Source organism: Paenibacillus sp. GM2FR, from assembly GCF_002803325.1.
GTDB lineage: Bacteria > Bacillota > Bacilli > Paenibacillales > Paenibacillaceae > Paenibacillus_AQ > Paenibacillus_AQ lautus.
On record NZ_MKZM01000011.1, the window covers coordinates 32,044 to 54,814 of the forward strand.

Here is a 22,771-nt window from a genome sequence, read left to right on the forward strand (position 1 = left end):
AAGGATAGGCACCTGGTAGGTTCCCCCAGGCCTTACTTTCATTTTCCCATCCGCTGGTGTAAGTAAGAACTGTGCAGAACCATAATCGTTCATTGTTGCCACCGTTTTTCTGTCAGGACGAACCAGTAAACTTACACACCTCTTTCCGTTACCACATACCCAAGATTCTGGAACTTGTTTAGAAATATACCCGGTTGTTCACTTTTTAGGGCGCGTAAGGTAGGTATAAAAAGACAATCCACCTGATATCAGGAACGTGGATTAACTGTCCTTGATCTTCATGGATTTTACAAATTGATTTATGTCATCGGTAAGGGCAAAAACGACCTGGTTTGCTCTTTTTATGTATTAACTCCGTTATTATATTACAATGTAGTGAAAGTTTTTTTATGCTTCTCCTCCACACTGTTGTTATTACCCTCTGTAAAAACAAAACTTAAGTTTGGTTCGATTATCCAACTCGTGCAACGCCTTACCAAATTAGTAGATAGAAAAATCGTTATCATAAGACCAATTCCAATGAGTATTAGCTTACCTATTGTACTTGTGAAATTTCTATAATATTCAATGTGTTCAAGATATTTAATAATAAATCCGTGAAGAATAAAAACATACAATGTATTTTTACCTAAGTTTGATATAATAGGCAGTTTCTTTGTTGGCGTTAATGTTAGGATACAAGTTCCAACAACAACAGAGAATAGATAACCTATGAGTCTATATACTCCTGAATACCAGTCTTCATATCCCAAAGATTGATAAGGTAGTGTACCAAAAAACCATTTAACATGAATCGAATCATTTACCATTAACAGTAGAAAAAAGCATATTAAAAGCAGAATCACAGCTCCTATTTTTATTCGTGGCTGATCTAATTTGTTTATCCATTCTCTTTTAGAGTAAAAACCTAAAAGAAAAAACGGGAAGAAATACAATATACGAGAAATGCTTGCATAGTATTCCACATCCTTAGCGTAACCTGCTAATAGGGAAATAACGACACATACCAAAAAAATAAATTTTATTTTAATTAAATAAGGAGTAACTATTTTCCAAATAATCATACTGAACATAAACCACATGATCCAATAAGGATAGAAATAAGTAAACTCGAGCTTTTCTTGCTCAAAAATGAAGTAATCAAAAATAGTATAGATGGTTTCAAATATTAAATAAGGAATCACAAAATTGATTATGACCTTTTTATTATAGTTTTTGTTATCGATATTTTTAGAAAAATATCCTGCTATAAAAATAAATAACGGCATATGAACCGAATAAAGGAATTTAAATATTGGGCCAATCGTTATCCCTCCATTGAATGGTTGAAACAAATGACCCATCACTACCATTAATATAAGTATGAATTTTAGATTGTCAAAAAAAACATCTCTTTCTTTCACAAAAAATTAGCTCCTTTAAAAGTTTAATATTCTATTTTTCGACATAGTTCATGATCTTTCCTCTATTTACGATGTTTACACACGATTAGAAAATTAATTACGACACTTAGAAAACCACCATTTACAAAAATCCTATTAAAAGCCCCTCTCATCCTATTCAAAAATACAAAAAACATGCCTGACCCTTTCAAAGGTCAGACATGTTGTATACAATCCGTTCCTTACTTCACCAACTGCCCCCGCGTAACTCCAAGCTGGTTGGTCGCCTTCAGCTTTTTCCACACCTGGGTGCCGCTGATCTCGCCGCGCAAGGCGCGGTTGTAGAGATCGATGACCTCGTGGACTTGCTCCGGTGTTTCCTCGAGGAACTCCACACGGTAGCTGGATACGCCCAGCTCCATGAAGTTTGCCAGGTACTCGGCTCCGGATTGCTCGATGGCGTTGTACACGGTATTACGGCAGCCTTCGTCTACCCGTACCGGGTGGGACATGCCGATCCGGTCCTGCAGGGACACGCGGCTCTCTTCACAAGGACGACCACAGTTCGTAAAGTCCGTTCCTTCGCTGAGGAACGTACAGTACACGCAGTGCTCCGTATGGAACATCGGCAGATGCTGATGAATGACGATCTCCATCTTGGATGTGTCGGCCTTCCCGAGAAGATCCACCATCTGCTGGATGTTCAGGTCATAGGAAGGCGTGACGGCGTCGCATCCGGCTTCGACAAACAGGTCAGCCGCCTTGTGGTTGGCAATGTTCAGGGAGAAGTCGCCGATCAGCCGGGGATGCTTCGCCCCCGGGTTCTCCATCCGGTGGCGCAGGTAGAAATACAGCGCACCGGTGTTGCGCACCAGCACGGCGTCCGGCTGGAGGCGCAGGATGTTGTTGTGGTAGCCGTTCTCGCCCGGCATGTGGATGCGCGGCGTTGCCAGCGCAATCTGCTTGCTGGCTGCACGCACGGCTTCCACCGCTGCCGGGAACTGCTTGATGAACTCGAAGTCGGCGTAGATCATCTCGACGCCGGCCGCAAGCGCAGCCTCAACCTGCGGCAGGCTGCGGCACAGCGCGGTGAGCTTCGCCTCACCGCGGGCCACGGGCGCTGCGGGCACAGCCGCATCGCCATACACCGACACCGCCCGTTTCACGTACACGGGCGGCTTCGGCCGCTCGCCGGCGAGCAGCTCCACCGCACGGCGGCGGATGCTGTTGAGCTCGCGAATCGGCACGATGACGTCGCCGTACAGGTCGACGTCGAGTGCCTCGAGCTGGAACACCGTTCCGCCCAGGCGGCCAAGCTGCTCCTCCAGGATCTCCTGGCTGAGCGGCCGCTTCTGGGCAATCTCCAGTTCCAGCTCCGAATCCACCTGGACCGTCGTGCCTTTCTGCACATCGGTCCACCAGGTCGACAGCAGCTGTCCGGGACGGCCACTGACGCGTACATGTACCGGGAATACCCGGTACGGCTTCTCCGTCTCGTACGTCTGACGGAGGCGCTTATCCAGCGCGGGATCGTTCGTCTTCCAGATCCGGTCGCCGACGTGCAGCTTGCGCAGGTCCACGTCGCTCCGGCCGGGAACGATATCGACGATCCAGCCTTCTTGCGCCTCGCCCTCCAGCTTGACGCCTTTGCGCCGGACGTCGTAGACGCGTCCGCCTTCTTCTTTTTTCGTTGGATCCCCGGCATCAAACACGATACCGTCCCCGCGCTTCAGCGGCGCATCCAGCTTGCAGACGACGCCGTCGCGCAGAATCTGTTCCACCCGGCCGAGGTACACGCCGCGGCTTTTCGGGAACGTGCCTTCAACCAGCTTTTTATTGTTCGTTCCATCCAGGAAGCCATGCGTGAAGCCGCGGGAGAAGCTCTGCTGCAGCTCGCGCACCTCTTCCTTGCTCGGTCTAGCATCCTCGCCGTCAAAATACCGGTCGATCGCCTTCCGGTACTTGCTCACCACGTTGGCCACGTATTCCGGACTCTTTAACCGGCCCTCAATCTTGAACGAGGTCACGCCTGCTTCAATCAGCTCCGGCATCAGATCGATCGCGGCTAGATCTTTAGGCGAGAGCAAGTAGGCAACGTCGCCCATCGGCTTCTGCTCGCCATCCACGATCAGATCGTACGGCAGACGACAGGCCTGCGCGCACTCTCCGCGGTTGGCGGAGCGGCCGCCCCACATTTCGGAAGTCAGGCACTGGCCCGAGTAGGATACGCATAGTGCACCATGCACGAATACTTCCATCGGCAGCTTCGCCTGCTCCCCGATCTTCTGGATTTGCTTCAGATTGTTCTCGCGCCCGAGCACGACGCGTTCCATGTTAAACGGCTTCGTGAATTCAACGGCCTCCGGCGACGTAATCGTCATCTGCGTTGAGCCGTGGATCGGGAAATCCGGGGAAATCTCGCGAATCATTTTCACCAGGCCCAGATCCTGCACGATCACCGCGTCGACGCCTGCATCCACGCACGCATCGATCAGCTCCTTGGCATCCTCCAGCTCGTTCTCGAACACCAAAATATTGAAGGTCAGGAACCCCTTAACCCCATAACTGTGCAAGAAGGCCATAATTTCGGACAGCTCGTCCATCCGGAAATTGTTCGCCCGTGCGCGAGCATTAAATTTTTCGACCCCAAAAAAGATCGCGTCCGCCCCGTTCGCCACCGCGGCCCGCATGCAATCCCAATCCCCTGCCGGCGCCAGCAGCTCCACGTCTTCTCTTCGTAGTGCTTTCGTGTCCATCTATATCCTCCCAGACCGGTCCAAGCCGGCGTGCTGTGTACTACTATTCTTCCATTGAAACCTGCAAGCCATACTCTATGTTCATAGAACAGGGCATCCGACATCTATATCAATTGTTTGTAAATACTTTGAAAGCTTTTCAACTTATCTAGTGTACCAAAAGTCCGGCTTCTCTTCTACCTGCTAACTTGATTTCCACACATTTGATAGTGTTGCCATAATCCGCATGGCACTCGGTTATTTACAAAAACAAAAACAAGCCCTCCCATTGGAAGGCCTGCCTCACATTATCCTCTGCGGCTGCTACTGGTGCATGATCACCATGCGGGGCTAGTGCTCTTAACTCTTTTCTTTGCCTAAGGAGATTGCTTTCCCTTTCCTTACCAGGGAAATTGCATTACGATCTCCGAATCCTGTAGTCAGAGCCTCCTTAACATCTCAACGGTTGACAGCCATCCAAGCATGCCCCGGACTACGCACCGTGCGCACAGGAAGCAATGCACACGATGTACAAAACTTTAGATCGGAATCGCCTCGAACCGTCAAGCGGTCCAGGAATCCTTCACCACAGGTTTCCGAGTGCACGTCCTGCACCTAGTTTTGCCAATGCACATCCTGACCACATGCCCTCCCCTTACTCCGCGCCCTCCAGCACAAAATCCATGCTGGCCAAACGCTTGCCGTTCACAACAATGTGAAGACGGTGATCGCCGGAGTAGAAACGGCGGGTGGAGATCGGTTTAAACGATTGCTTCTTCTCCACCTTCCAGCTTCCCGGTGCATAGATCTTGTCCGAGCATTTATAGCGTTTCGGCGCAAGCTTACCGCTTGCCTTCATATAATCGATCTCGTAATCGATGCGGAGCGCCATCGGATAGCCGGTTTCGTTGACCACTTGAAAAGCGAACTCCAAATCGTCTCCCATCGCTATGACGGATCGTTTGATGCGCAGCTCGCGCACCTCCAGTCCTTCCAGCTTCTCAAGCTCCTCGTATCCGAAAATAGCCAGCGCCCGGATATCTCCCTTCCGCAGTAGCGAACGCAGCGCATGCCGTACGATCCAATCCGTTAGCGGATGCTTGCCATACCATTTGGCGGCGATCTCCAGCACAAGCTCCGGGTGATCCTTGGAGATATCGTTCAAGTGATTGGCGACGCTTTTTCTAACATATAAGGAAGGATCCTCTTTCAACTGCTCCAGGATCGGCAGCGCCGGGCGCGGATCTTTAATCAGAGCCGGCAGCTGCGGCGCCCAAGGCAGACGCGGTCTGCAGCCTTCACTCGCTAATCGGCGCAGATGCTCATCATCGGACTGTGCCCAAGTCATCATCTGAGCCAGCATCCGTTCCTGATCCTGGTTGATGAAAGGCCGAACCGCAAACTCTGCCGTTGAAGAATGCGTGAATACCGCCAAAGCCTCCATCGATGTCTCCAGATCCTCCATCCCATTAACCTCTACATAATCCGGAAAGAAGACATATTCCACGCCTCTAAAATGCGGGGCTACCTGCGTCAGGATCCCAATGGCTTCCGGGTAAGAAGCAGGCAGCGTGTCCGTTAAAGCCAGCGTAATATGACGGATGCGCTGCTTGAACTCCTCCTGACCCCAGGCTTCATTATGAATCAGCTCCATGAACCGGTTCGAATCGAATGCCGGATAAACCTCTTTCAACCGGTCGGTCACTTGCTGGAACAACGTATTTGAATATAGATCCTTCAGCGTTTCTCTCATATAAGATCTCCCTAAAAAAATAATTTTTACGATATTGTATCCACGTCTTATGGAATCCTGAAAGCCCTTTATTTATGCGATAACCCGGCGGTTCCAACCCATCTCCAAAAGTGCCGTCGACCGCTCTAACCCTGTGCCCCGCCTCTTCCCAATCCAAAACATGTGGTGTAGGATGAAGTTGCACGCCTTTCGCTTTAGTGCGGCAGTCTGGTTAATTCCAGTTTGCCAAATTAGTGGGGCGTTTTGCTTTATCCGAACCCGGCCTCCCCTGGGGGGTCGCCATACGATACATAAATGGATTGGTCCATTAACAATTTTCTTATCTCGAAAGAAAAACCTCTATCGACGCACGTTCAAAGATGACAGACCGCATGTAGAGGAAGCTTTCCTTTCGAGATAATCGCAGTGCCTTCTCCAAGATCCGACGGTAAACCGACGGATTCTCCTGCAGGAACTCCTGCAGCTTCTCGGCGAACAAGGACTCAAGTCTCGAAGTTTATGCTCTTGGTTATCTCTAAAAATGTAATACATACATCATTACCCCATTTAAAAGACAGGAGGCGAAGCTCGAAGGATTACAACAAATCGCACATCAGGAGATGAAGAAGACATGGAAAGTTGGAAAAAGAATTTATGGATACTATGGTTCGGCTCATTTATCGTTTCATCAAGCTTCTCGATGGTCATACCATTTCTCCCGCTTTTTCTGATTGAGCTCGGCGTTACCAAGCATACGGAAATGTGGTCGGGACTGCTGTTCAGTTCCGCTTTTTTTGCGGGCGCCTTGTCCTCTCCCTTCTGGGGAGCCGTCGGCGATAAATATGGACGCAAACCGATGATAATCCGCGCGGGGCTGGTGCTCTTTGTCATCTATATTCTGATGGCATTCGTCACGAATGAGTATCAGGTATTGGTTCTCCGCCTGCTGCAAGGCCTTCTCTCCGGTTTTATTCCGGGCGCAATCGCCATTGTAGGCACCAACACCCCTGAGAAAAAAGTTGGCTACGCCCTCTCCATGATGTCCACGGCAACCGCAACCGGCGGCATTATGGGCCCGATGATCGGAGGCACCCTGGCCTCCCTGTTCAGCAACCGAATGGCATTCGGATTGGCAGGGATGCTGTGCTTCGCAGCCACGCTGCTTGTCATATTCTGGGTCAAGGAAGAGAAATTCGTGCCCAGCAAAGAGCGCGTCTCCGTCATAAACACCTTTAAGGTCGCCGGACATAACAAGGCGCTGATGACCGTGCTCATGCTTACGGTGCTGACGCAGTTTTCCGTCATGACGATCGAGCCGGTATTGCCGCTGTATATCGCTCAGATCGGCGGCTCTTCATCGCATACCTCGATGATTGCCGGCTTTGTCTTCTCCATCGTCGGGATCGCCAGCATCCTGTTTGCGGCCCGCTGGGGACGCTTATCCGATAAAATCGGGTTCCAAAAGGTGCTGCTGATCGGTCTGCTCGCCGGCGGAATCGGATCGCTCGCCCAGATCCTGTTCAGCAACATTTGGGCATTCTCGGCCATCCGCTTTGCTTACGGCGCGTTCTTCTGTGCCGTATTCCCGGCGCTCAACGGCCTTGTCGTCAAACATACGCCAAGCGAATTCCGCGGGCGTGCGTTCAGCCTCAATCAGACAGCCAACCAAATCGGCGGGATGGCTGGACCACTCGCTGGCGGCATGATCAGCGGCATCTTTAACATTCACTCGGTATTCTTAATGACCGGCGTCTTAATGCTGATTACGACCGCCATTACTTATTGGACAATGCGGCCAACGCGACAGCAGCCTGTTGAAAAAGGATCGCTCTCTTCATAAAATCTCTTTACTTTACGCACGCGGGATGATTTCATATCTCGCGTGCGTATTTCATTACGGATTTGTATTGAATCATCGGGTGGGCTTATATAGCCCACCATCGTTAACTCATAATCGCTCGATTGTCTATATACTCCATTACATAATTAATGTCATTGATATTTAATCCTGCTAATAACGGCTTCGTTACGCATGATTGCCTTTCACAGCAGCATTCTGCCTCGCTACATATCATTCAATTCATTGCTGCACCATTCACTTGTCACGAGCAAGATGAAATCGGCGAATATTCCACTAGCGCGCACATCTTGCCTGCATACCTATTCTCCTCCGCCACTTCACGCATGCATATGACGATCCGCTTCATCCCAAGGCACCGCGTAACCGCTGCCCTTCGCGCAAAATATCGAAGAGGAGCTGTATTCCGGGTCCGCATTTTTATCGTATCCTTTACGTTCAATGACCTCGGCCTCGTTATGGCACCGCCCATACCCGCCGTAAACCAGGGAGATCGTACCTCTTCCCTTGGTGTAGGCGGCTAATTCCATGCTGTAATTCATCATGGTCGATACGGGAGCCGATCCCGTGACTGTCACCTTGTTTCCGACCGTTTCCGGCGGCTCAAAGCTTGCCTTCGCCATGGTCAAATCCGACATCAGCCGTCCGATATACTCGGCATCGACCTTCACCTTGAAGTGATAGTAAGGCTCCAGCAGCATATTGACTGTCTTCTCCAGCCCTTGGCGTAATGCACGGTAGGTGGCTTCCCTAAAATCCCCGCCGTGCGTATGCTTGTTGTGCGCCCGTCCCTTCAGCAGGGTAATCTTGATGTCCGTGACGGGAGAGCCTGTAAGCAGCCCGTGATGATCCCTCTCACCGATATGCTGGGCGACCAGATGCTGATAATTGACCGGAAGCACGTCGGGATGGCAAGCATTGGCGAACACGATGCCGCTGTTCCGCAATCCCGGCTCCAGCCGGAGGTGCACCTCCGCATAATGCTTCAGCGGTTCAAAATGGCCACAGCCCACAACGGCTTCTGTTATGGTCTCTTTATATAAAATCTCCGGTTCACCGAAGGTGATCCGGTAACCAAAGCGCTCGAACACGATTCGTTCCAGTACTTCAAGCTGAATGATACCCATCACATGGATATGAATCGCCTGAGCGTGCTCATCCCACTGGACAGACAGGGAAGGATCCTCCGCATCCAGCAGACGGAATTCGCGCAGCATATCCTTGGGATGAATGGAGGACTCGAATTGCACCTTCGACTTCAGTGTCGGTACAAGCTCATAAACGGTCCGGCCACCACTCAGTGTCCCGAGCCCGTCGCCTGCCGCAGCTGATGAAATACCCGTCAATACAAACAGATCACCCGCTTGCACCTGATCGACATTCGTTACGCGCCCTCCATTGATCAAACGGATATGCGTCACCTTCTCCGTGATCGTCTCCGTTCCGGAGAAATAAGCCATCTCATCGCGCACCCGCAGCATTCCGCCCATGGCTTTGATATACGTCAGTCTTGTGCCCTGTTCGTCATGACGAATCTTATATACCCTTCCGGCAAAATCAACGCTGGGGTCATAGTCCGTAACCGTCAGCAGATCCAGCTGATGCAAGAAATGGGACACGCCCACGTTTTGCAGAGCTGATCCGCTGAAGCAGGGGAATAGCTGTCCTCTCTTTAGCATCGCTGTCATCGTATCCAGCCACCGTGAGACCTCAACTCCCTGTTCCATATAGAGCTCCAGCAGCTTCTCGTCCCGCTCCGCGATAGCCTCCATGAGCGAGGACTGCATCACGCCTTCGTGCAGTACATCCTCCTCCGTGATCATACAGACGTCTGCGGAAAGCTCGCTCTGAATCTCTGCAAACACACGCGCCACATCCGCGCCTTCCCGGTCGATTTTATTAATAAACAAGTACGTAGGGACGCCATGCTTACGCAATAACTGCCACACCGTCTCCGTATGCCCTTCGACACCTTCCACAGCGCTAATGACGACAACTGCGGCGTCCATGACCTGAATGGCACGCTCCATCTCCGGCGAGAAGTCGACGTGACCCGGCGTATCGATTAAATAATAAGTGGAGCCGTTAAAATGCATGGTGGCCTGATCGGCAAATACGGTGATGCCCCGTTCCTTTTCAATGTCATGTCGATCGAGAAAAGCGCTCTGATGATCCACGCGGCCCCGCTCCTGAATCGTATCGGTCATATATAACAACTGCTCCGCCAACGTGGTTTTGCCTGCATCCACATGGGCGAACATGCCTATCGTTTTTTTCATCCGCTTATTCCCTCTTCTGCAAGCCTGGTTTAATTACTTATCCATTGCTCTCACGATTTAATTTTAACATATCAGATCGCATAAACGTACGTATGTTCTATATTTTTCGAACGAGGGTGAACCATTCCGCTATCTAAACCACAATAGCTGCCCATCCGCACCCCATGTGTGCAGCAGGACAGCTATCGGTGTTATCGAAAATTCATTCTAATCCATGTGATCTGAGCTCATAATTCCATCCTGCGGATTATTTCACCAGCTCAAACGAGGACAGCGCACGCGCCAAGGCGGCTTGCTGCATTTCCGTTGCATTGGCATCATTCAACGTCGTCGTAATCGTGTACGCGATATCTCCGTTTTCAAACACGATTTCCTGAGTCGTAAAACCAACGCCGTTCTTCACCTGATGCACCTTGAACGACACGGCAGGCACACCGGCAAACGTAATGTTATCCACGCCAAGCAATTTCACCGTCGTCCCTGAAGTCGAGCTGGCTTCATTATAATAACGCTTCAGGTTGCTGACGATGAATTCTGCGGATGTATCCTTCTGAGCAAGAATTTCAAACCCGCCTCCGGCAAATCCATATTCCACCGTTCCCTGCTCGAACTGATCATTCAGCGGTTCCCAGTACTTTGGAATATCGATATGATAGCGGTACGTTTCGGAGTTTTTGCTTCTCATCTTGGTTTTATCGGTCAGATAGCCTTCATCGCCAATGCGGCCGAAGTTCTCCGGTACCACATCGTAATCGATCTCGATCGATTCCAGCACCTTCTTCCAGTTGGAAGCCGTCCGTTCCTGGCCATCCGGTACCGCATACTCCAGATAATAGCGGTAGCCGTTCTTCTGGATCATCACTTCATATTCCGTCACCCATTTATCTCCGAAGTTGTACCGAACCTCTTGAATCTGCCCTTTGACGCCGGATATCTCGACAGGCGTAAGTCCGACGTATTCGTAAGAATCTGGGACAAAGGATTCCGACAGCCAGTCTTTAAGCCGCTGCCCCCAAGCTGTGAGCGTGCCATCAACCCCTGTGGGAGCGGATGTCACCGAGACGGACAGATAACCTTCCCCTTCGCTGCCGTATAACATATCCTTGTTGTTGATTTCCCAGCCTGCAGGAATGCCAAACCATATGCCGTATTCTTCATTTCCTGCTTCACGGAGTCCACCTACGATAGAGGAGACGTCTTTTAATGATTTGTCTCCCGCCTGATAGGTCGTTTTGAAAGAACCCAGCAAGCTCGCGTGTTTGTCCATATCCTTATAGTGAACCGCTTCGGCATCGGCAAAATACAGCTCATAGACGCGATCATTGGCATAATACTGCCTGCCTTCCCATAGGACGCCGTCGACATCGCGGGAAATGACTCTGGCATACGGTCCGCTTGCGACCGTCTCTTGGTGAAGCACAACATCTCCAGAATCGCTCAGTTCTTTCAGGAGCCGTTCTAACAGATCGTCAGGACTCAGCTTTACTTTCTGAGAGGAGGCATGAACCTCAAGATAATAGCGGCCCGTCGCATCATTGAAAGCAGCACCGCTCTCGTCGTCGGTTCCTCTCCCAACGATCATCCAGGAAGGATAATTCATACTCCATTCATAATAGCTATTTCCGATTCGGGTCTTCCCGGTCGTATTGTTGATCTCGCCCTCGTCAAGCTTCTCTTCCTTATCCGTGACCATGAGGCTGATGGACAGCTTGCCTTGGGAGGAGCTTACCTTGGCACCAATCCCCCCCGCAACCGGACGTAGCGGTACCATCAGCGTTCCGGACACCATCGTCGGTTCTACCGGCAGCTGTACCTTTTTCCCGTCAATCCATGCGGTTTTGTTGCCGATAACGAGCACAACCGTATGCGGTCCTTGCAGCAGTCGAACCCGGTTCTCGCCCTCCAGCTTGATCTCGCTGCCAAAAGCTTTTTTAAACACGCCCAGCGGTACCATCAATACGCCCTGCTTCAGCTGCGGCTTGGCAATCGTATACGAGGTGCCATTGACCGAAGCTGTGCTGCTGCCGCTTTGCACGGTCAGTATACGCTTCTCCGGCACACCGTCATCTCCCCATACGGGGAGTGACAACGACGTAAATAGCATTAAAGCCGATAAGGTTCCGGCTGTCATCTGCCGCAAACGTCGGCTTGATTCCGTTTTTTCTCTCTTCACCATTACTCGGCCTCCCCAACGCTTGACGAAGCAGCTTCGTTACCATCCTGGCTGAGCGTCAGTTTTACATTCACGATATCTCCATCCCGCTGCATCAGCAGCTGAACCTGCTGGCCTGGGATGAAAGGCTTTAACCGTTCGTTGATATCAACGACGGAATAGATTCGTTTTCCGTTAATTGCATATAACACGTCATCCTCTTGGATTCCAGCTTTCCGCGCTTGCTCGGACAGCACCTTCGTAACGGTCAATGGGTCGTCCGAAGGCAGGCCCACGATGGCGGACCAGCTTTCTTCCAGCTCCAATCCGAGGCCGGCTCTTCGAACCTCGCCGTATTCCAATAAATGATCCACAATATAATGGACCGTTTCCGCAGGGATGGAAAAGCCCATATTTTCAATGCCAACGGCGGCAAACTTCTTGCTGTTGATGCCAATGACCTCGCCTTTCAGATTGACGAGCGGCCCTCCGCTGTTGCCAGGGTTAATGGCGGTATCAGTTTGAATCAGGCGATAAGAGCCGTCTACACTCCGGTTTAAGCCGCTTACCACACCCACGGATGCCGAGTTTCTTAACGAGAAAGAGATTGGCGTACCAATGGCAACCACCGTTTCTCCAACCAGCGCATTTTGCGCGGATGCGGCAAATTTGGCCGGTTTCAGAGACTTGGCGTTAATTTTGACCAACGCGATATCACTCATAGGATCGCTGTATACGCCCTTGGCTTTATAGGATTTACCGTCTGAGGTTACGACCGTGATTCCGGTTAGCCCGTCCACCACATGAGCGTTCGTCACGATCCAGCCGTCTGACTTCCAGATCACACCCGTACCGTGCGCCAGGTTATATCTGTCATCCACTTCGCCGCTTCCTTGTGCTGCCTTCCCGATAATGCCGACAACCGACGGCGACATCCGGCTGATCACCTGCGGCACCGCATTTTGTTCATATGTATTCTTGGGCTTAGCGCTTGCTGCAGCCGCAATGTCTGTATGCATAAGCACATCGCCGCTTCCTGCCAGAATGATGGCCCCCAGCAGCGCAGCCGCCGATCGTTTTTGCCATTGTAAATTCTTCAATTCGTTTGTTCCTCCCCCGGTTCCATCCTCAACCCAACTTGTACTCCTCAATTTATCATGTTTTTCCATTTGTAGCCATTGCTTCTAGACCTATTTCTTTTACGTTTTTCCTGCGGAGCATGTAACTTTTCCCCGAAGAAACAAAAAGACGCCTCCATACTGCCAACAGCAGACGGGCGTCTTGTTTGTATGTATTTCATTACATTCGTCATATGAAGCCGCTTTAAATTAGGTACCTAGGCCAACCTAATTGTTAAACCATCCTGTAATCATGGCATAGTCAGAGTACAAGAACACAAATAAGCTGACGAGACCGAAAGCGATTGCGAATTTATTTTTTTGGCGGGCCATTAACAAGCGAACCACACCAACAAAGATCAGAATCGTAAACAGGATCATGAAAATATCAAATGTCTTAAACGTCGCGCTCGCATCCGATGCTGCTGCAAGGATCATGAAACGTACCTCCTCGTGGGTTTCTTCTCGGGCAAATTTACATATCTTCTTCTATGTTATCCATGTGCCCGTCCAGATGCAAGCCCTCCGCCCCTAAAAATGAAAAAAAGTCATAGAAATTTCTCATTTTTAACCAAATTTTCAGATATTAGCATGACTTTCATCACGGCAAAGGCGGGATCAAGCTTGCGTTAGGGAGTCAGGCATAGGCTGCTTCGTATATCGAAGTGACTCCGGACAGGATCGAGAAACGTTCACTCCTGTTCTTCATACTCCTCAGGAATCGATTCCTGCTCTATTGCCGTTTCCTTCTCCAAGTCTTCACTTGGCCATGCCACGGAAGGATCCGTGATCGTAATCCGATCCTCAGGTTCCTTTTTGACATCCAGCACAACCTCATTGGACGGTTCACTGCTTACATTCAGTTCGTTCACAGCTACTACATGGATCGCATATCTGCCGGACGGACCTGCCAACATATTGCGGTTCGGAATAAGATAGGAACGGCTCACTAAAGGTTCATCATTCAAACGATACAGTACTCCGTCCGGTCCTATGTAGTATACATGATAGTTTATGCCTTCCTGCGCATCTGACCAGATTAAACCAATGGATTCATCTTCCTCATGTAGGATGGCCTGAAGATCGGATATTTTATTCGGACGGCTCGAAACTTCGTTAGAATAGCCACTCTTGCCGACGCTGTTCACAGCCTCAACCACATAGTAGGCGGTCTCCTGAAAACGCACATCGGATGTTACGTAAGCGCCTGACTTCACATTCGCTCCGTCAGCCAATAACGTATAACCCGTTCCGGACTTCTCGCTGAAATAAATATTGTAAGTTTCCCCTTGTTGCTCTGTCCAGGTTAATTGAATCTGACCCTTCTCATATTGGAATTTCAAATCCTTCGGAGCGATTGGTGCCGTTATCGGCAAATCCGGCTGAGATGCCAAGGTCTCTGTCCCCGCATGAGACTGTGCTGACCCCGGAACGGCAGGAGTTGTGGATGATAATCCCGAAGATGAGGTTACGACACCTTGGATTACCGGGCGGGAAGTTTCTGGTGGTGTCTCTACCTCCCCCTCCGCAGTATCCGAGCTGATGTGCTCCACGGCTTTCAACCACTTCGCTGTAGCCAAAGCCGCCTCTTCCCGGGTAACGGTACCCTTGGGATTCAGAACATCGGCTGCGGATCCCTGAAAGAGACCTAACTCCATGGCCAGTACGATAGCATCCTCAGCATAATGGCTGAAGGAGCCTTCATGTAACTCCAGCTCCAGCTGCGTGGCTTCCCCGTCCGAGGTTTCCCGATCGGTAGTCCCTTGCAGAGCTCTTTGATACAGCACAGCCATATCCTGACGTGTCAGCAACTGTCCAGGTCCAAATCTTCCATTTCCTATCCCCTTCACCAGCCCTGCATGAACCGCAGCTTCGATTGCGGAGAAGGCATAGTGATCATTAGGTACATCCTTGAAGGTAGCGACTTCCGGAAGCTCAGCCGTGTTCAGGTTTAGAGCATTCACCATCAATATGACAAAATCCTGTCGGCTGATGGCCACTTTCGGATGGAGATCCCTACCACCGTCACCGGGATGGGGTCCTCCTTCAGTTAACCGGAGAATGGCTTCCTGCGCATCGAAGAGCCCCATATCTGAAACGGGTACACCCTCTTTTGCTTGAACGCTATCGGATGAGTTTATGTATAAAGCACTTGCTGCCAGAGCTATCAGAACGGAACAGGTGATCCTCTTCATACAATCCCTCCATTTTGTCGCAATCATCAAGATCATACCATATCCTGGAATGCGAAGATATTGAAGGATGAAATGAAAATAGAAAAAAAGAGCCCCCGTTATCAAACCGGGGACTCCGTTATTACACTAACCTTATTCATCTGCTGAAATATGAAATGTTATAAGCTGTGTGCTTCACAGTTCACTTCCAGCATGGAACAGATTCGTTTAAGATACTGTCCATTCATCCGGTCTCCCTTGCAGAAGCAAGGGAGCAGCTATTAACGTGCCGCTTCCACCTTGTTCAATTCCTTGGTTCGCTTTGTATCGCGTTCCAGGATTGGCTTCAGGTACTTCCCTGTATAAGATTCCGGCACCTTCACCAAATCCTCAGGCGTTCCGGTAGCGATGATGGTACCGCCGCCGCTGCCTCCCTCAGGACCCAGGTCGATCAGATAGTCCGCGGTCTTAATGACATCGAGATTGTGCTCGATGACAAGGACGGACTCCCCGGATTCCACCAGACGGTGAAGCACAACGAGCAGACGGTCGATATCGTCCACATGCAGGCCGGTGGTCGGTTCATCCAGAATATACATCGTTTTGCCTGTGCTGCGGCGGTACAGCTCGGAAGCCAGCTTCACCCGCTGCGCTTCACCACCGGACAATGTGGTGGCAGGTTGGCCCAACGTAATATAACCCAGACCGACATCCATCAGCGTCTGCATCTTCCGGTGTATCTTCGGAATGTTCTGGAAGAAGTCCGTTGCATTCTCAACGGTCATCTCCAGTACTTCAGCGATATTCTTGCCTTTATATTTGACTTCCAGCGTTTCGCGGTTGTAGCGTTTGCCCTTACATACTTCACAAGGCACGTAGATATCCGGCAGGAAGTGCATCTCAATTTTGATGATACCGTCCCCGCGGCAAGCCTCGCAGCGTCCGCCCTTCACGTTGAAGCTGAAGCGGCCCTTCTTGTATCCGCGAATCTTCGCTTCATTCGTCTGGGAATAGATATCCCGGATGTCGTCGAAGACGCCCGTGTAGGTCGCCGGGTTGGAGCGAGGCGTACGGCCAATCGGTGACTGGTCGATGTCAATGACCTTCTCGATATGCTCCAGACCTTTCATCTCACGGTATTGCCCCGGACGTACTTTGGCCCTGTTCAAATCACGAGCGAGTGTCTTGTAGAGGATCTCGTTAACCAGTGTCGATTTCCCTGACCCAGACACGCCGGTTACCGCCGTAAAGACACCAATCGGAATTTTCACGTTGATATTCTTCAGATTGTTCTCTTTCGCGCCTTTAATCTCGAGCCAGCGTCCATCGGTCTTGCGTCGCTTGCTGCTGACCGGAATAAACTTGCGGCCACTCAGGTACTGGCCCGTCAGAGAATTAGGGTCGTTCATAATCTCCTTCGGGGTTCCCTCAGCAATGACCTGGCCTCCATGAATACCAGCGCCGGGACCGATATCGATGATATAGTCCGCAGCCATCATGGTGTCCTCGTCATGCTCGACCACAATCAGCGTATTGCCCAGATTCCGCATATGCTCCAGCGTCGAAATCAGGCGGTCATTATCCCGCTGATGCAGCCCGATGCTGGGCTCGTCCAGAATGTACAGCACGCCCATCAGGCTGGAGCCGATCTGCGTGGCTAGCCGGATCCGCTGCGCTTCCCCACCCGACAGCGTTCCCGCCGAACGACTGAGCGTCAGGTAATCCAGACCCACATTGACAAGGAAGCCCAAACGGCTGTGAATTTCCTTCAGAATGAGATTGGCAATCTGTTTTTCTTTCTCGCTAAGCTCCAGGTGATCGAAGAATTTCAGGGATTCTCCGATCGACAGGCTGGTCACATAAGCCATGTTGCGATCATTGATTGTAACGGCCAGGCTTTCCTTCCGGAGACGATGACCTTTACAAACATCGCATGGCTTGCTGCTCATATAACCTTCGATGTATTCGCGAATCCCCTCGGAATTGGTATCGCGGTAGCGACGTTCCAGGTTCGGAATGATGCCCTCGAAGGTCACATGCGCTTCCTTGCGCTGACCGAAGTCATTCTCATAACGGAAGTGAACCTTCTCATTGCCCGTACCGTACAACAGTTTATTCATCTGTTCCTGACTAAAGGTACTGACCGGCTTGTCCAGCGGAATGCCGAAATGCGCGCAGACCGATTTCAGAAACTGCGGATAATAAGTCGACGTGCCCCCGCTCCATGCAGCGAAGGCACCTTCCTCCACGCTCTTGCTCGTATCCGGTACAAGCAGCTCCGGATCCACGATCATTTCGACGCCCAGACCGTCGCAATCCGGACAAGCACCGAAAGGGGTATTGAAGGAAAACATCCTCGGGGTCAGCTCTTCCATGCTGAAGCCGCAGATCGGGCAAGCAAAATTGGAGCTGAACCGCAGCTCCTCCTGACCCATAATATCAACCAGGAGCTGACCGCCTGACAGGTTCAGTGCCGTCTCGATCGAATCGGCCAGACGTGCTTCGATATCTTCCTTAACTACGATCCGGTCCACAACCACCTCGATCGTATGCTTTTTGTTCTTCTCCAGCTCGATGCTTTCCGACAGATCGCGCAGTTCTCCATCGACGCGCACCCGAACGAAGCCCTGCTTCGCAATATCGGCAAACAGGTTCTTATGCTCGCCCTTTCGCCCGGAAATGACCGGCGCGAGAATTTGCAGTCTCGTCTTCTCGGGATACTGCATGATGCGGTCTACCATTTGCTCGACCGTCTGGGAGGTAATCTCGATGCCATGCTCCGGACAGTGCGGGTGTCCTACCCGGGCAAACAGCAGACGGAGATAATCATAGATTTCCGTTACGGTACCTACCGTAGAGCGCGGATTTCGGCTCGTGGTTTTCTGGTCAATCGATATCGCCGGCGATAGGCCTTCAATGGAATCGACATCCGGTTTCTCCATTTGTCCGAGGAACTGGCGTGCATAAGCGGACAAGGATTCCACGTAACGGCGCTGACCCTCGGCATAAATCGTATCGAATGCGAGAGAGGATTTGCCCGAGCCGCTAAGCCCCGTAAGAACGACGAACTTGTCACGCGGTATCGTGACGTCGATATTTTTCAGATTGTGTGCACGTGCGCCTTTGATCACAATATTTTCACTTGCCAAACGATATCATCTCCTACTCCATATGGCATGCATGTGGTGCTTATATTTTCACAAAGAGAACGACCACTTAGGCCGTCCCCCCTGTCATTCATCTCTCCTAATTTATTCAGCTTGCAGCTCCAGCAGCGCATCACGAAGCTCGGCCGCACGCTCGAATTGCAAATTCTTCGCTGCTTCCTTCATTTCGGCCTCGAGACGCTGGATCAGTTTCTGGCGATCTTTCTTCGACATCTTCTGTCCTTCGCCCACCAGATAATCCGCCTTGCCCTCCGCAACCTTGGTTGCTTCGATGACATCGCGGATCTTCTTGCGGATCGTTTGCGGCGTTATGCCGTGCTTCTCGTTGTAAGCAACCTGGATGCTGCGGCGGCGCTCAGTTTCCTTGATCGCCCGATCCATCGAATCGGTGATCTTATCGCCGTACATGATAACTTTACCTTCCGAGTTCCGGGCTGCCCGGCCGATCGTCTGAATGAGCGAGCGATCCGAACGGAGGAAGCCTTCCTTGTCCGCATCCAGAATCGCTACCAAGGAAACCTCCGGCAGATCAAGACCCTCCCGTAGAAGGTTAATACCCACCAGCACGTGGAATGTACCAAGCCGCAGATCGCGCAGAATCTGCATCCGTTCCAGCGTCTTGATATCGGAGTGCATGTAACGAACCTTGATTCCAATTTCCTTCAGATAATCGGTCAGATCCTCTGACATTTTTTTCGTCAGGGTCGTCACGAGCACACGCTCGTCACGTTCCACCCGGTCATGGATCTCGCTAATCAAGTCATCGATCTGCCCTTCTGTTGGGCGCACATCAATGATCGGATCAAGCAGGCCTGTCGGCCGGATGATCTGTTCAACCATCGTATCGCAGTGCTCCATCTCATACGGACCAGGCGTAGCCGACACGTAGATGATCTGATTGACCTTCTCCTCGAATTCCTCGAACTTCAGCGGCCGGTTATCCAGCGCGGACGGCAGGCGGAAGCCGTGATCGACCAGCACCGTTTTCCGTGCCCGGTCACCGTTGTACATCGCGCGGATTTGCGGGAGCGTCACGTGCGATTCATCAATGACGAACAGCATATCGTCCGGGAAGTAGTCAAGGAGCGTATATGGCGTAGCTCCAGGCTCCCTGAAGGTCAGAGGGCCGGAGTAGTTCTCGATGCCGGAGCAGAATCCGACTTCCTTCATCATCTCGATGTCGTAACGGGTACGCTGCTCCAGGCGCTGCGCTTCCAGCAGCTTGCCTTCCGAGCGCAGCAGCTCAAGGCGTTCTTCCAATTCGCGTTCGATATTCACGATTGCTACCCGCATCGTCTCTTCACGGGTAACGAAGTGAGACGCCGGGAAAATGGCGATATGCTCGCGTTCTCCAACCAGCTCGCCCGTCAAGACGTCGATCTCCGTGATCCGCTCGATCTCGTCGCCGAACAGCTCGACGCGAACGGCCTGTTCCCCCTTCGAGGCCGGGAATATCTCGATGACATCCCCGCGGACGCGGAAGGTACCGCGAACGAAGTTGATATCGTTCCGCTGATACTGGATATCAACCAGCCGCGACAAGATCTCATTCCGCGGCTTCTCCATGCCTACCCGGAGCGAAAGCAGCATTTCGCCGTACTCATGCGGCGAACCCAAGCCATATATGCAAGATACGCTTGCCACAATGATGACATCGCGCCGTTCAAACAGCGAACTCGTTGCAGAGTGGCGGAGCTTATCGATCTCTTCATTAATGCTGGAGTCCTTCTCGATATACGTATCGGAGGAAGGGATATACGCTTCCGGCTGATAGTAATCGTAATAACTCACGAAATAATCCACTGAGTTGTTCGGGAAGAATTCCTTAAACTCACTGGCCAGCTGTGCAGCCAGCGTCTTGTTATGCGCAATGACGAGTGTGGGACGGTTTACTTTGGCGATTGTCTGCGCGATCGTAAACGTCTTCCCCGTTCCTGTTGCACCTAGCAGCGTCTGATGTTTTTTCCCTTGGCGGAGTCCTTCGACCAACGCATCAATAGCCGTGGGCTGATCGCCCTGCGGCTGGAATTCAGACTGGATCTCAAAGGATTTGGTACTGACAACTAAATCGCTCATTGCCCTTCATCACCCTCATACTCTAAAATGAAATTCATGCTAAAAGATATGTCGAAACTTCCCGATGATATACTATGGGAAATTAGTGGTGTCTACGTAAGGAATAAGAATATTTGTTCCCGTCTCATTATACCCTTTACGTTTTTTTGATGCAAACAGTTTAATTAAAATTTCAATAAGTTCCAGCGCGAATGTTCCGGGCCACACCTTCTAGGGCCCGGCAGCCTTCAAATTCCATGTCGGACTAGCTTCAAGCAAACCCATGATCTACAATTAACTTCCTTAAGGAGATGGTACAGCGTTATGGATATTACGATTATTCTTGGCATTCTCGCCGGTTTGGCCGCGTTGATCGGAGGGTTTTTATGGGAAGGCGGGCATCTGAGCGGCCTGCTGCAAGGAGCGGCTGCGCTTATCGTATTCGGCGGCACCATCGCCGCCGTCATCGTCAGTTTCCCGGCTACCCGGCTCCGCACCATCCCGGCTGCCCTCAAGCTGGCCTTCGGCCGCAGCAATCGTTCAACGGACGAGCTGATTGACGCCATTGTCGATATGTCGGTAACGGCCAGAAGAGACGGGGTGCTGGCGCTCGAGCGCATCTCGGCCGAACACGGGGATCCATTCCTGCGGGAAGGCATGCAGATGGTCGTGGACGGCAACGACCCGGAAATGGTGCGCCAAATCCTGGAGCTTGATATCAATGCCGCCGAGCAGAAGCACGAAGGGTATGCCAAGATTTTCGAGTCCGCCGGGGGATATGCTCCTACCATGGGAATCATCGGTACCGTCATGGGCTTGATCCACGTGCTGGGCAGTCTGCAAGATCCAACGGGTCTCGGACCTTCGATCGCGGTCGCGTTCACCGCCACTTTATACGGTGTCGCAAGTGCCAATATTATCTTTTTGCCCATTGCGACCAAGATTAAAGCACGTTCCGAAGAAGAAATTGCAAATATGGAGCTGCTGCTTGAGGGAATTATGGCTGTTCAGAACGGAGAGCACCCGCTGTTGGTTCGTAAAAAGCTAGCCTCCTTCGCTTCCGCCGGCACCACGGACATTCCGTCCTCAAGGGGGATCGCGCATGAGACAGCCGAATAGACGGCGCCGTCAGCGCAAGCAGGCTGAAGGCGACCAGCGGGACCGCTGGATGATCACCTATGCCGACTTGATTACGCTGCTCCTGATTTTTTTTGTTGTGATGTATGCCATGAGCCGGCTCGATACGGAAAAATACAAACTCGTCACCCAATCCCTGCAGGCCACCTTCCAGAGCGGAGACAGCATACTGGAGATGGGTTCAGGCCTCACCGGTACAGCCGATACGGAGAAGCATAAGAATCCTCCGCCGAAGCCTCCAGCCGATGAGGAGGGCGAAGGCAAGGATACAGCTGCGGAACCGCTAACCGAGCGAGAACTCGCTTTCCGTGCCCAGGAGGAGGAGCTGGCAAACTTTATGGGACTCATTCAGCAATACGTGAAGGACAACCAGCTTGAAGAGGATATCTTCATCGCGGACGAGCCGCAAGGGATTGCCATTACGCTAAGCGACCGCTTCCTGTTCGATGTCGGCAAGGCCGAACTTAAACCCGGGGCCGCTCCGGTTCTGGGCAAATTAGCCAGTCTGTTCGGCGATTTAAACACCACGGTGAGCATCGAGGGGCATACGGACAATGTGCCGATCGGCCGCTACTCCAGTTACAAAGACAACTGGGAGCTCTCCGGTGCCCGGGCGATGTCCGTGCTGAGGTTCTTCCTTGACCACAGCAAGCTGGACCCCGAAGGCTTCCAGTATGCAGGTTATGCCGATACGAGGCCGGCCGCGGATAACGCGACTGCCGAGGGCAAGCAGAAGAATCGGCGGGTTGAAATTACGGTGTTGCGGCAGCTTAAGGAGTAGGGAGATAGCCTCCATTGGCTAAACTCGCTCCCATGCTTTGCCTTAGAAGAAAATGCTTAACCCATCGTCTCCTATATTAAATAAGCGCCCGGCAGACTGAATCAACATGCATTCAGATCTGGCCGGGCGCTTTCGCTTTAAAAAAATGATTCGATCACTAACAACGTTCCTATGAGCCAAGAGGTTTCCAACATACTTGTT

General features: G+C 51.4%; 13 protein-coding genes. 3 read left to right on the plus strand and 10 right to left on the minus strand.

Annotation, left to right across the window (positions count from 1 at the left end; all coding sequences use genetic code 11):
- Positions 1–365: 365 nt before the first annotated feature.
- The 3 genes from PAEVO_RS28570 to PAEVO_RS28580 all read right to left on the minus strand — a co-directional run bounded on the left by PAEVO_RS28570 (position 366) and on the right by PAEVO_RS28580 (position 5,870).
- On the minus strand, positions 366–1,403 hold the full coding sequence (locus tag PAEVO_RS28570) for an acyltransferase family protein (RefSeq protein WP_100540884.1): 1,038 nt from the start codon (positions 1,401–1,403) through the stop codon (positions 366–368).
- Between the two features lie 221 nt (positions 1,404–1,624).
- Positions 1,625–4,138 carry a U32 family peptidase gene (locus tag PAEVO_RS28575; protein ID WP_100540885.1) on the minus strand — a complete coding sequence of 838 codons (2,514 nt, stop codon included), beginning with the start codon at positions 4,136–4,138 and terminating at the stop codon, positions 1,625–1,627.
- 634 nt (positions 4,139–4,772) lie between these two features.
- The gene (locus PAEVO_RS28580; protein WP_100540886.1) at positions 4,773–5,870 is read right to left on the minus strand and encodes a DNA alkylation repair protein; all 1,098 of its coding nucleotides are present in this window, start codon (positions 5,868–5,870) and stop codon (positions 4,773–4,775) included.
- Positions 5,871–6,480: 610 nt separating this feature from the next.
- Here PAEVO_RS28580 and PAEVO_RS28585 point away from each other — a divergent pair.
- Positions 6,481–7,689 carry an MFS transporter gene (locus tag PAEVO_RS28585; protein ID WP_100540887.1) on the plus strand — a complete coding sequence of 403 codons (1,209 nt, stop codon included), beginning with the start codon at positions 6,481–6,483 and terminating at the stop codon, positions 7,687–7,689.
- 338 nt (positions 7,690–8,027) lie between these two features.
- Here PAEVO_RS28585 and PAEVO_RS28590 read toward each other — a convergent pair whose 3' ends face one another.
- The 7 genes from PAEVO_RS28590 to uvrB all read right to left on the minus strand — a co-directional run bounded on the left by PAEVO_RS28590 (position 8,028) and on the right by uvrB (position 20,673).
- A complete protein-coding gene (locus PAEVO_RS28590; protein ID WP_100540888.1) occupies positions 8,028–9,986 on the minus strand; it encodes a GTP-binding protein in 1,959 nt (652 codons plus the stop codon).
- A 247-nt stretch (positions 9,987–10,233) separates the two neighbouring features.
- The gene (locus PAEVO_RS28595; protein WP_100540889.1) at positions 10,234–12,162 is read right to left on the minus strand and encodes a copper amine oxidase N-terminal domain-containing protein; all 1,929 of its coding nucleotides are present in this window, start codon (positions 12,160–12,162) and stop codon (positions 10,234–10,236) included.
- Positions 12,162–13,238 (minus strand): S1C family serine protease, encoded by a 1,077-nt coding sequence (locus PAEVO_RS28600; protein WP_100540890.1) that lies wholly within the window; start codon positions 13,236–13,238, stop codon positions 12,162–12,164. The genes PAEVO_RS28595 and PAEVO_RS28600 overlap by 1 nt, the downstream gene beginning before the upstream one ends.
- 246 nt (positions 13,239–13,484) lie before the next feature.
- Entirely contained in the window at positions 13,485–13,694 is a 210-nt protein-coding gene (locus PAEVO_RS28605; protein WP_071219760.1) for a hypothetical protein, read from the minus strand.
- Positions 13,695–13,948: 254 nt separating this feature from the next.
- Positions 13,949–15,451, minus strand: coding sequence for an S-layer homology domain-containing protein (locus tag PAEVO_RS28610; RefSeq protein ID WP_100540891.1), 1,503 nt, complete (start codon positions 15,449–15,451; stop codon positions 13,949–13,951).
- A 260-nt stretch (positions 15,452–15,711) separates the two neighbouring features.
- Positions 15,712–18,579, minus strand: a complete 2,868-nt coding sequence (gene uvrA, locus PAEVO_RS28615; protein WP_100540892.1) for an excinuclease ABC subunit UvrA — start codon at positions 18,577–18,579, stop codon at positions 15,712–15,714.
- 102 nt (positions 18,580–18,681) lie between these two features.
- A complete protein-coding gene (uvrB, locus tag PAEVO_RS28620; RefSeq protein ID WP_100540893.1) occupies positions 18,682–20,673 on the minus strand; it encodes an excinuclease ABC subunit UvrB in 1,992 nt (663 codons plus the stop codon).
- 303 nt (positions 20,674–20,976) lie between these two features.
- Here uvrB and PAEVO_RS28625 point away from each other — a divergent pair, with 303 nt between their 5' ends.
- Together PAEVO_RS28625 and PAEVO_RS28630 are read left to right on the plus strand one after the other, a co-directional pair.
- Complete coding sequence (locus PAEVO_RS28625) at positions 20,977–21,771, plus strand: flagellar motor protein (protein WP_100540894.1); 795 nt, start codon at positions 20,977–20,979, stop codon at positions 21,769–21,771.
- Entirely contained in the window at positions 21,755–22,570 is an 816-nt protein-coding gene (locus PAEVO_RS28630) for an OmpA/MotB family protein (RefSeq protein ID WP_100540895.1), read from the plus strand. The genes PAEVO_RS28625 and PAEVO_RS28630 overlap by 17 nt, the downstream gene beginning before the upstream one ends.
- The last annotated feature ends 201 nt before the right edge of the window (positions 22,571–22,771 follow it).

What these genes read in the sequence shown, in the direction of transcription:
- PAEVO_RS28575 (WP_100540885.1), bottom strand. Translation starts at nt 4,138, where the DNA reads ATGGACACGAAAGCACTACGAAGAGAAGACGTGGAGCTGCTGGCGCCG.
- PAEVO_RS28580 (WP_100540886.1), bottom strand. Translation starts at nt 5,870, where the DNA reads ATGAGAGAAACGCTGAAGGATCTATATTCAAATACGTTGTTCCAGCAA.
- PAEVO_RS28585 (WP_100540887.1), top strand. Translation starts at nt 6,481, where the DNA reads ATGGAAAGTTGGAAAAAGAATTTATGGATACTATGGTTCGGCTCATTT.
- PAEVO_RS28590 (WP_100540888.1), bottom strand. Translation starts at nt 9,986, where the DNA reads ATGAAAAAAACGATAGGCATGTTCGCCCATGTGGATGCAGGCAAAACC.
- PAEVO_RS28595 (WP_100540889.1), bottom strand. Translation starts at nt 12,162, where the DNA reads ATGGTGAAGAGAGAAAAAACGGAATCAAGCCGACGTTTGCGGCAGATG.
- PAEVO_RS28605 (WP_071219760.1), bottom strand. Translation starts at nt 13,694, where the DNA reads ATGATCCTTGCAGCAGCATCGGATGCGAGCGCGACGTTTAAGACATTT.
- PAEVO_RS28610 (WP_100540891.1), bottom strand. Translation starts at nt 15,451, where the DNA reads ATGAAGAGGATCACCTGTTCCGTTCTGATAGCTCTGGCAGCAAGTGCT.
- uvrB (WP_100540893.1), bottom strand. Translation starts at nt 20,673, where the DNA reads ATGAGCGATTTAGTTGTCAGTACCAAATCCTTTGAGATCCAGTCTGAA.
- PAEVO_RS28625 (WP_100540894.1), top strand. Translation starts at nt 20,977, where the DNA reads ATGGATATTACGATTATTCTTGGCATTCTCGCCGGTTTGGCCGCGTTG.
- PAEVO_RS28630 (WP_100540895.1), top strand. Translation starts at nt 21,755, where the DNA reads ATGAGACAGCCGAATAGACGGCGCCGTCAGCGCAAGCAGGCTGAAGGC.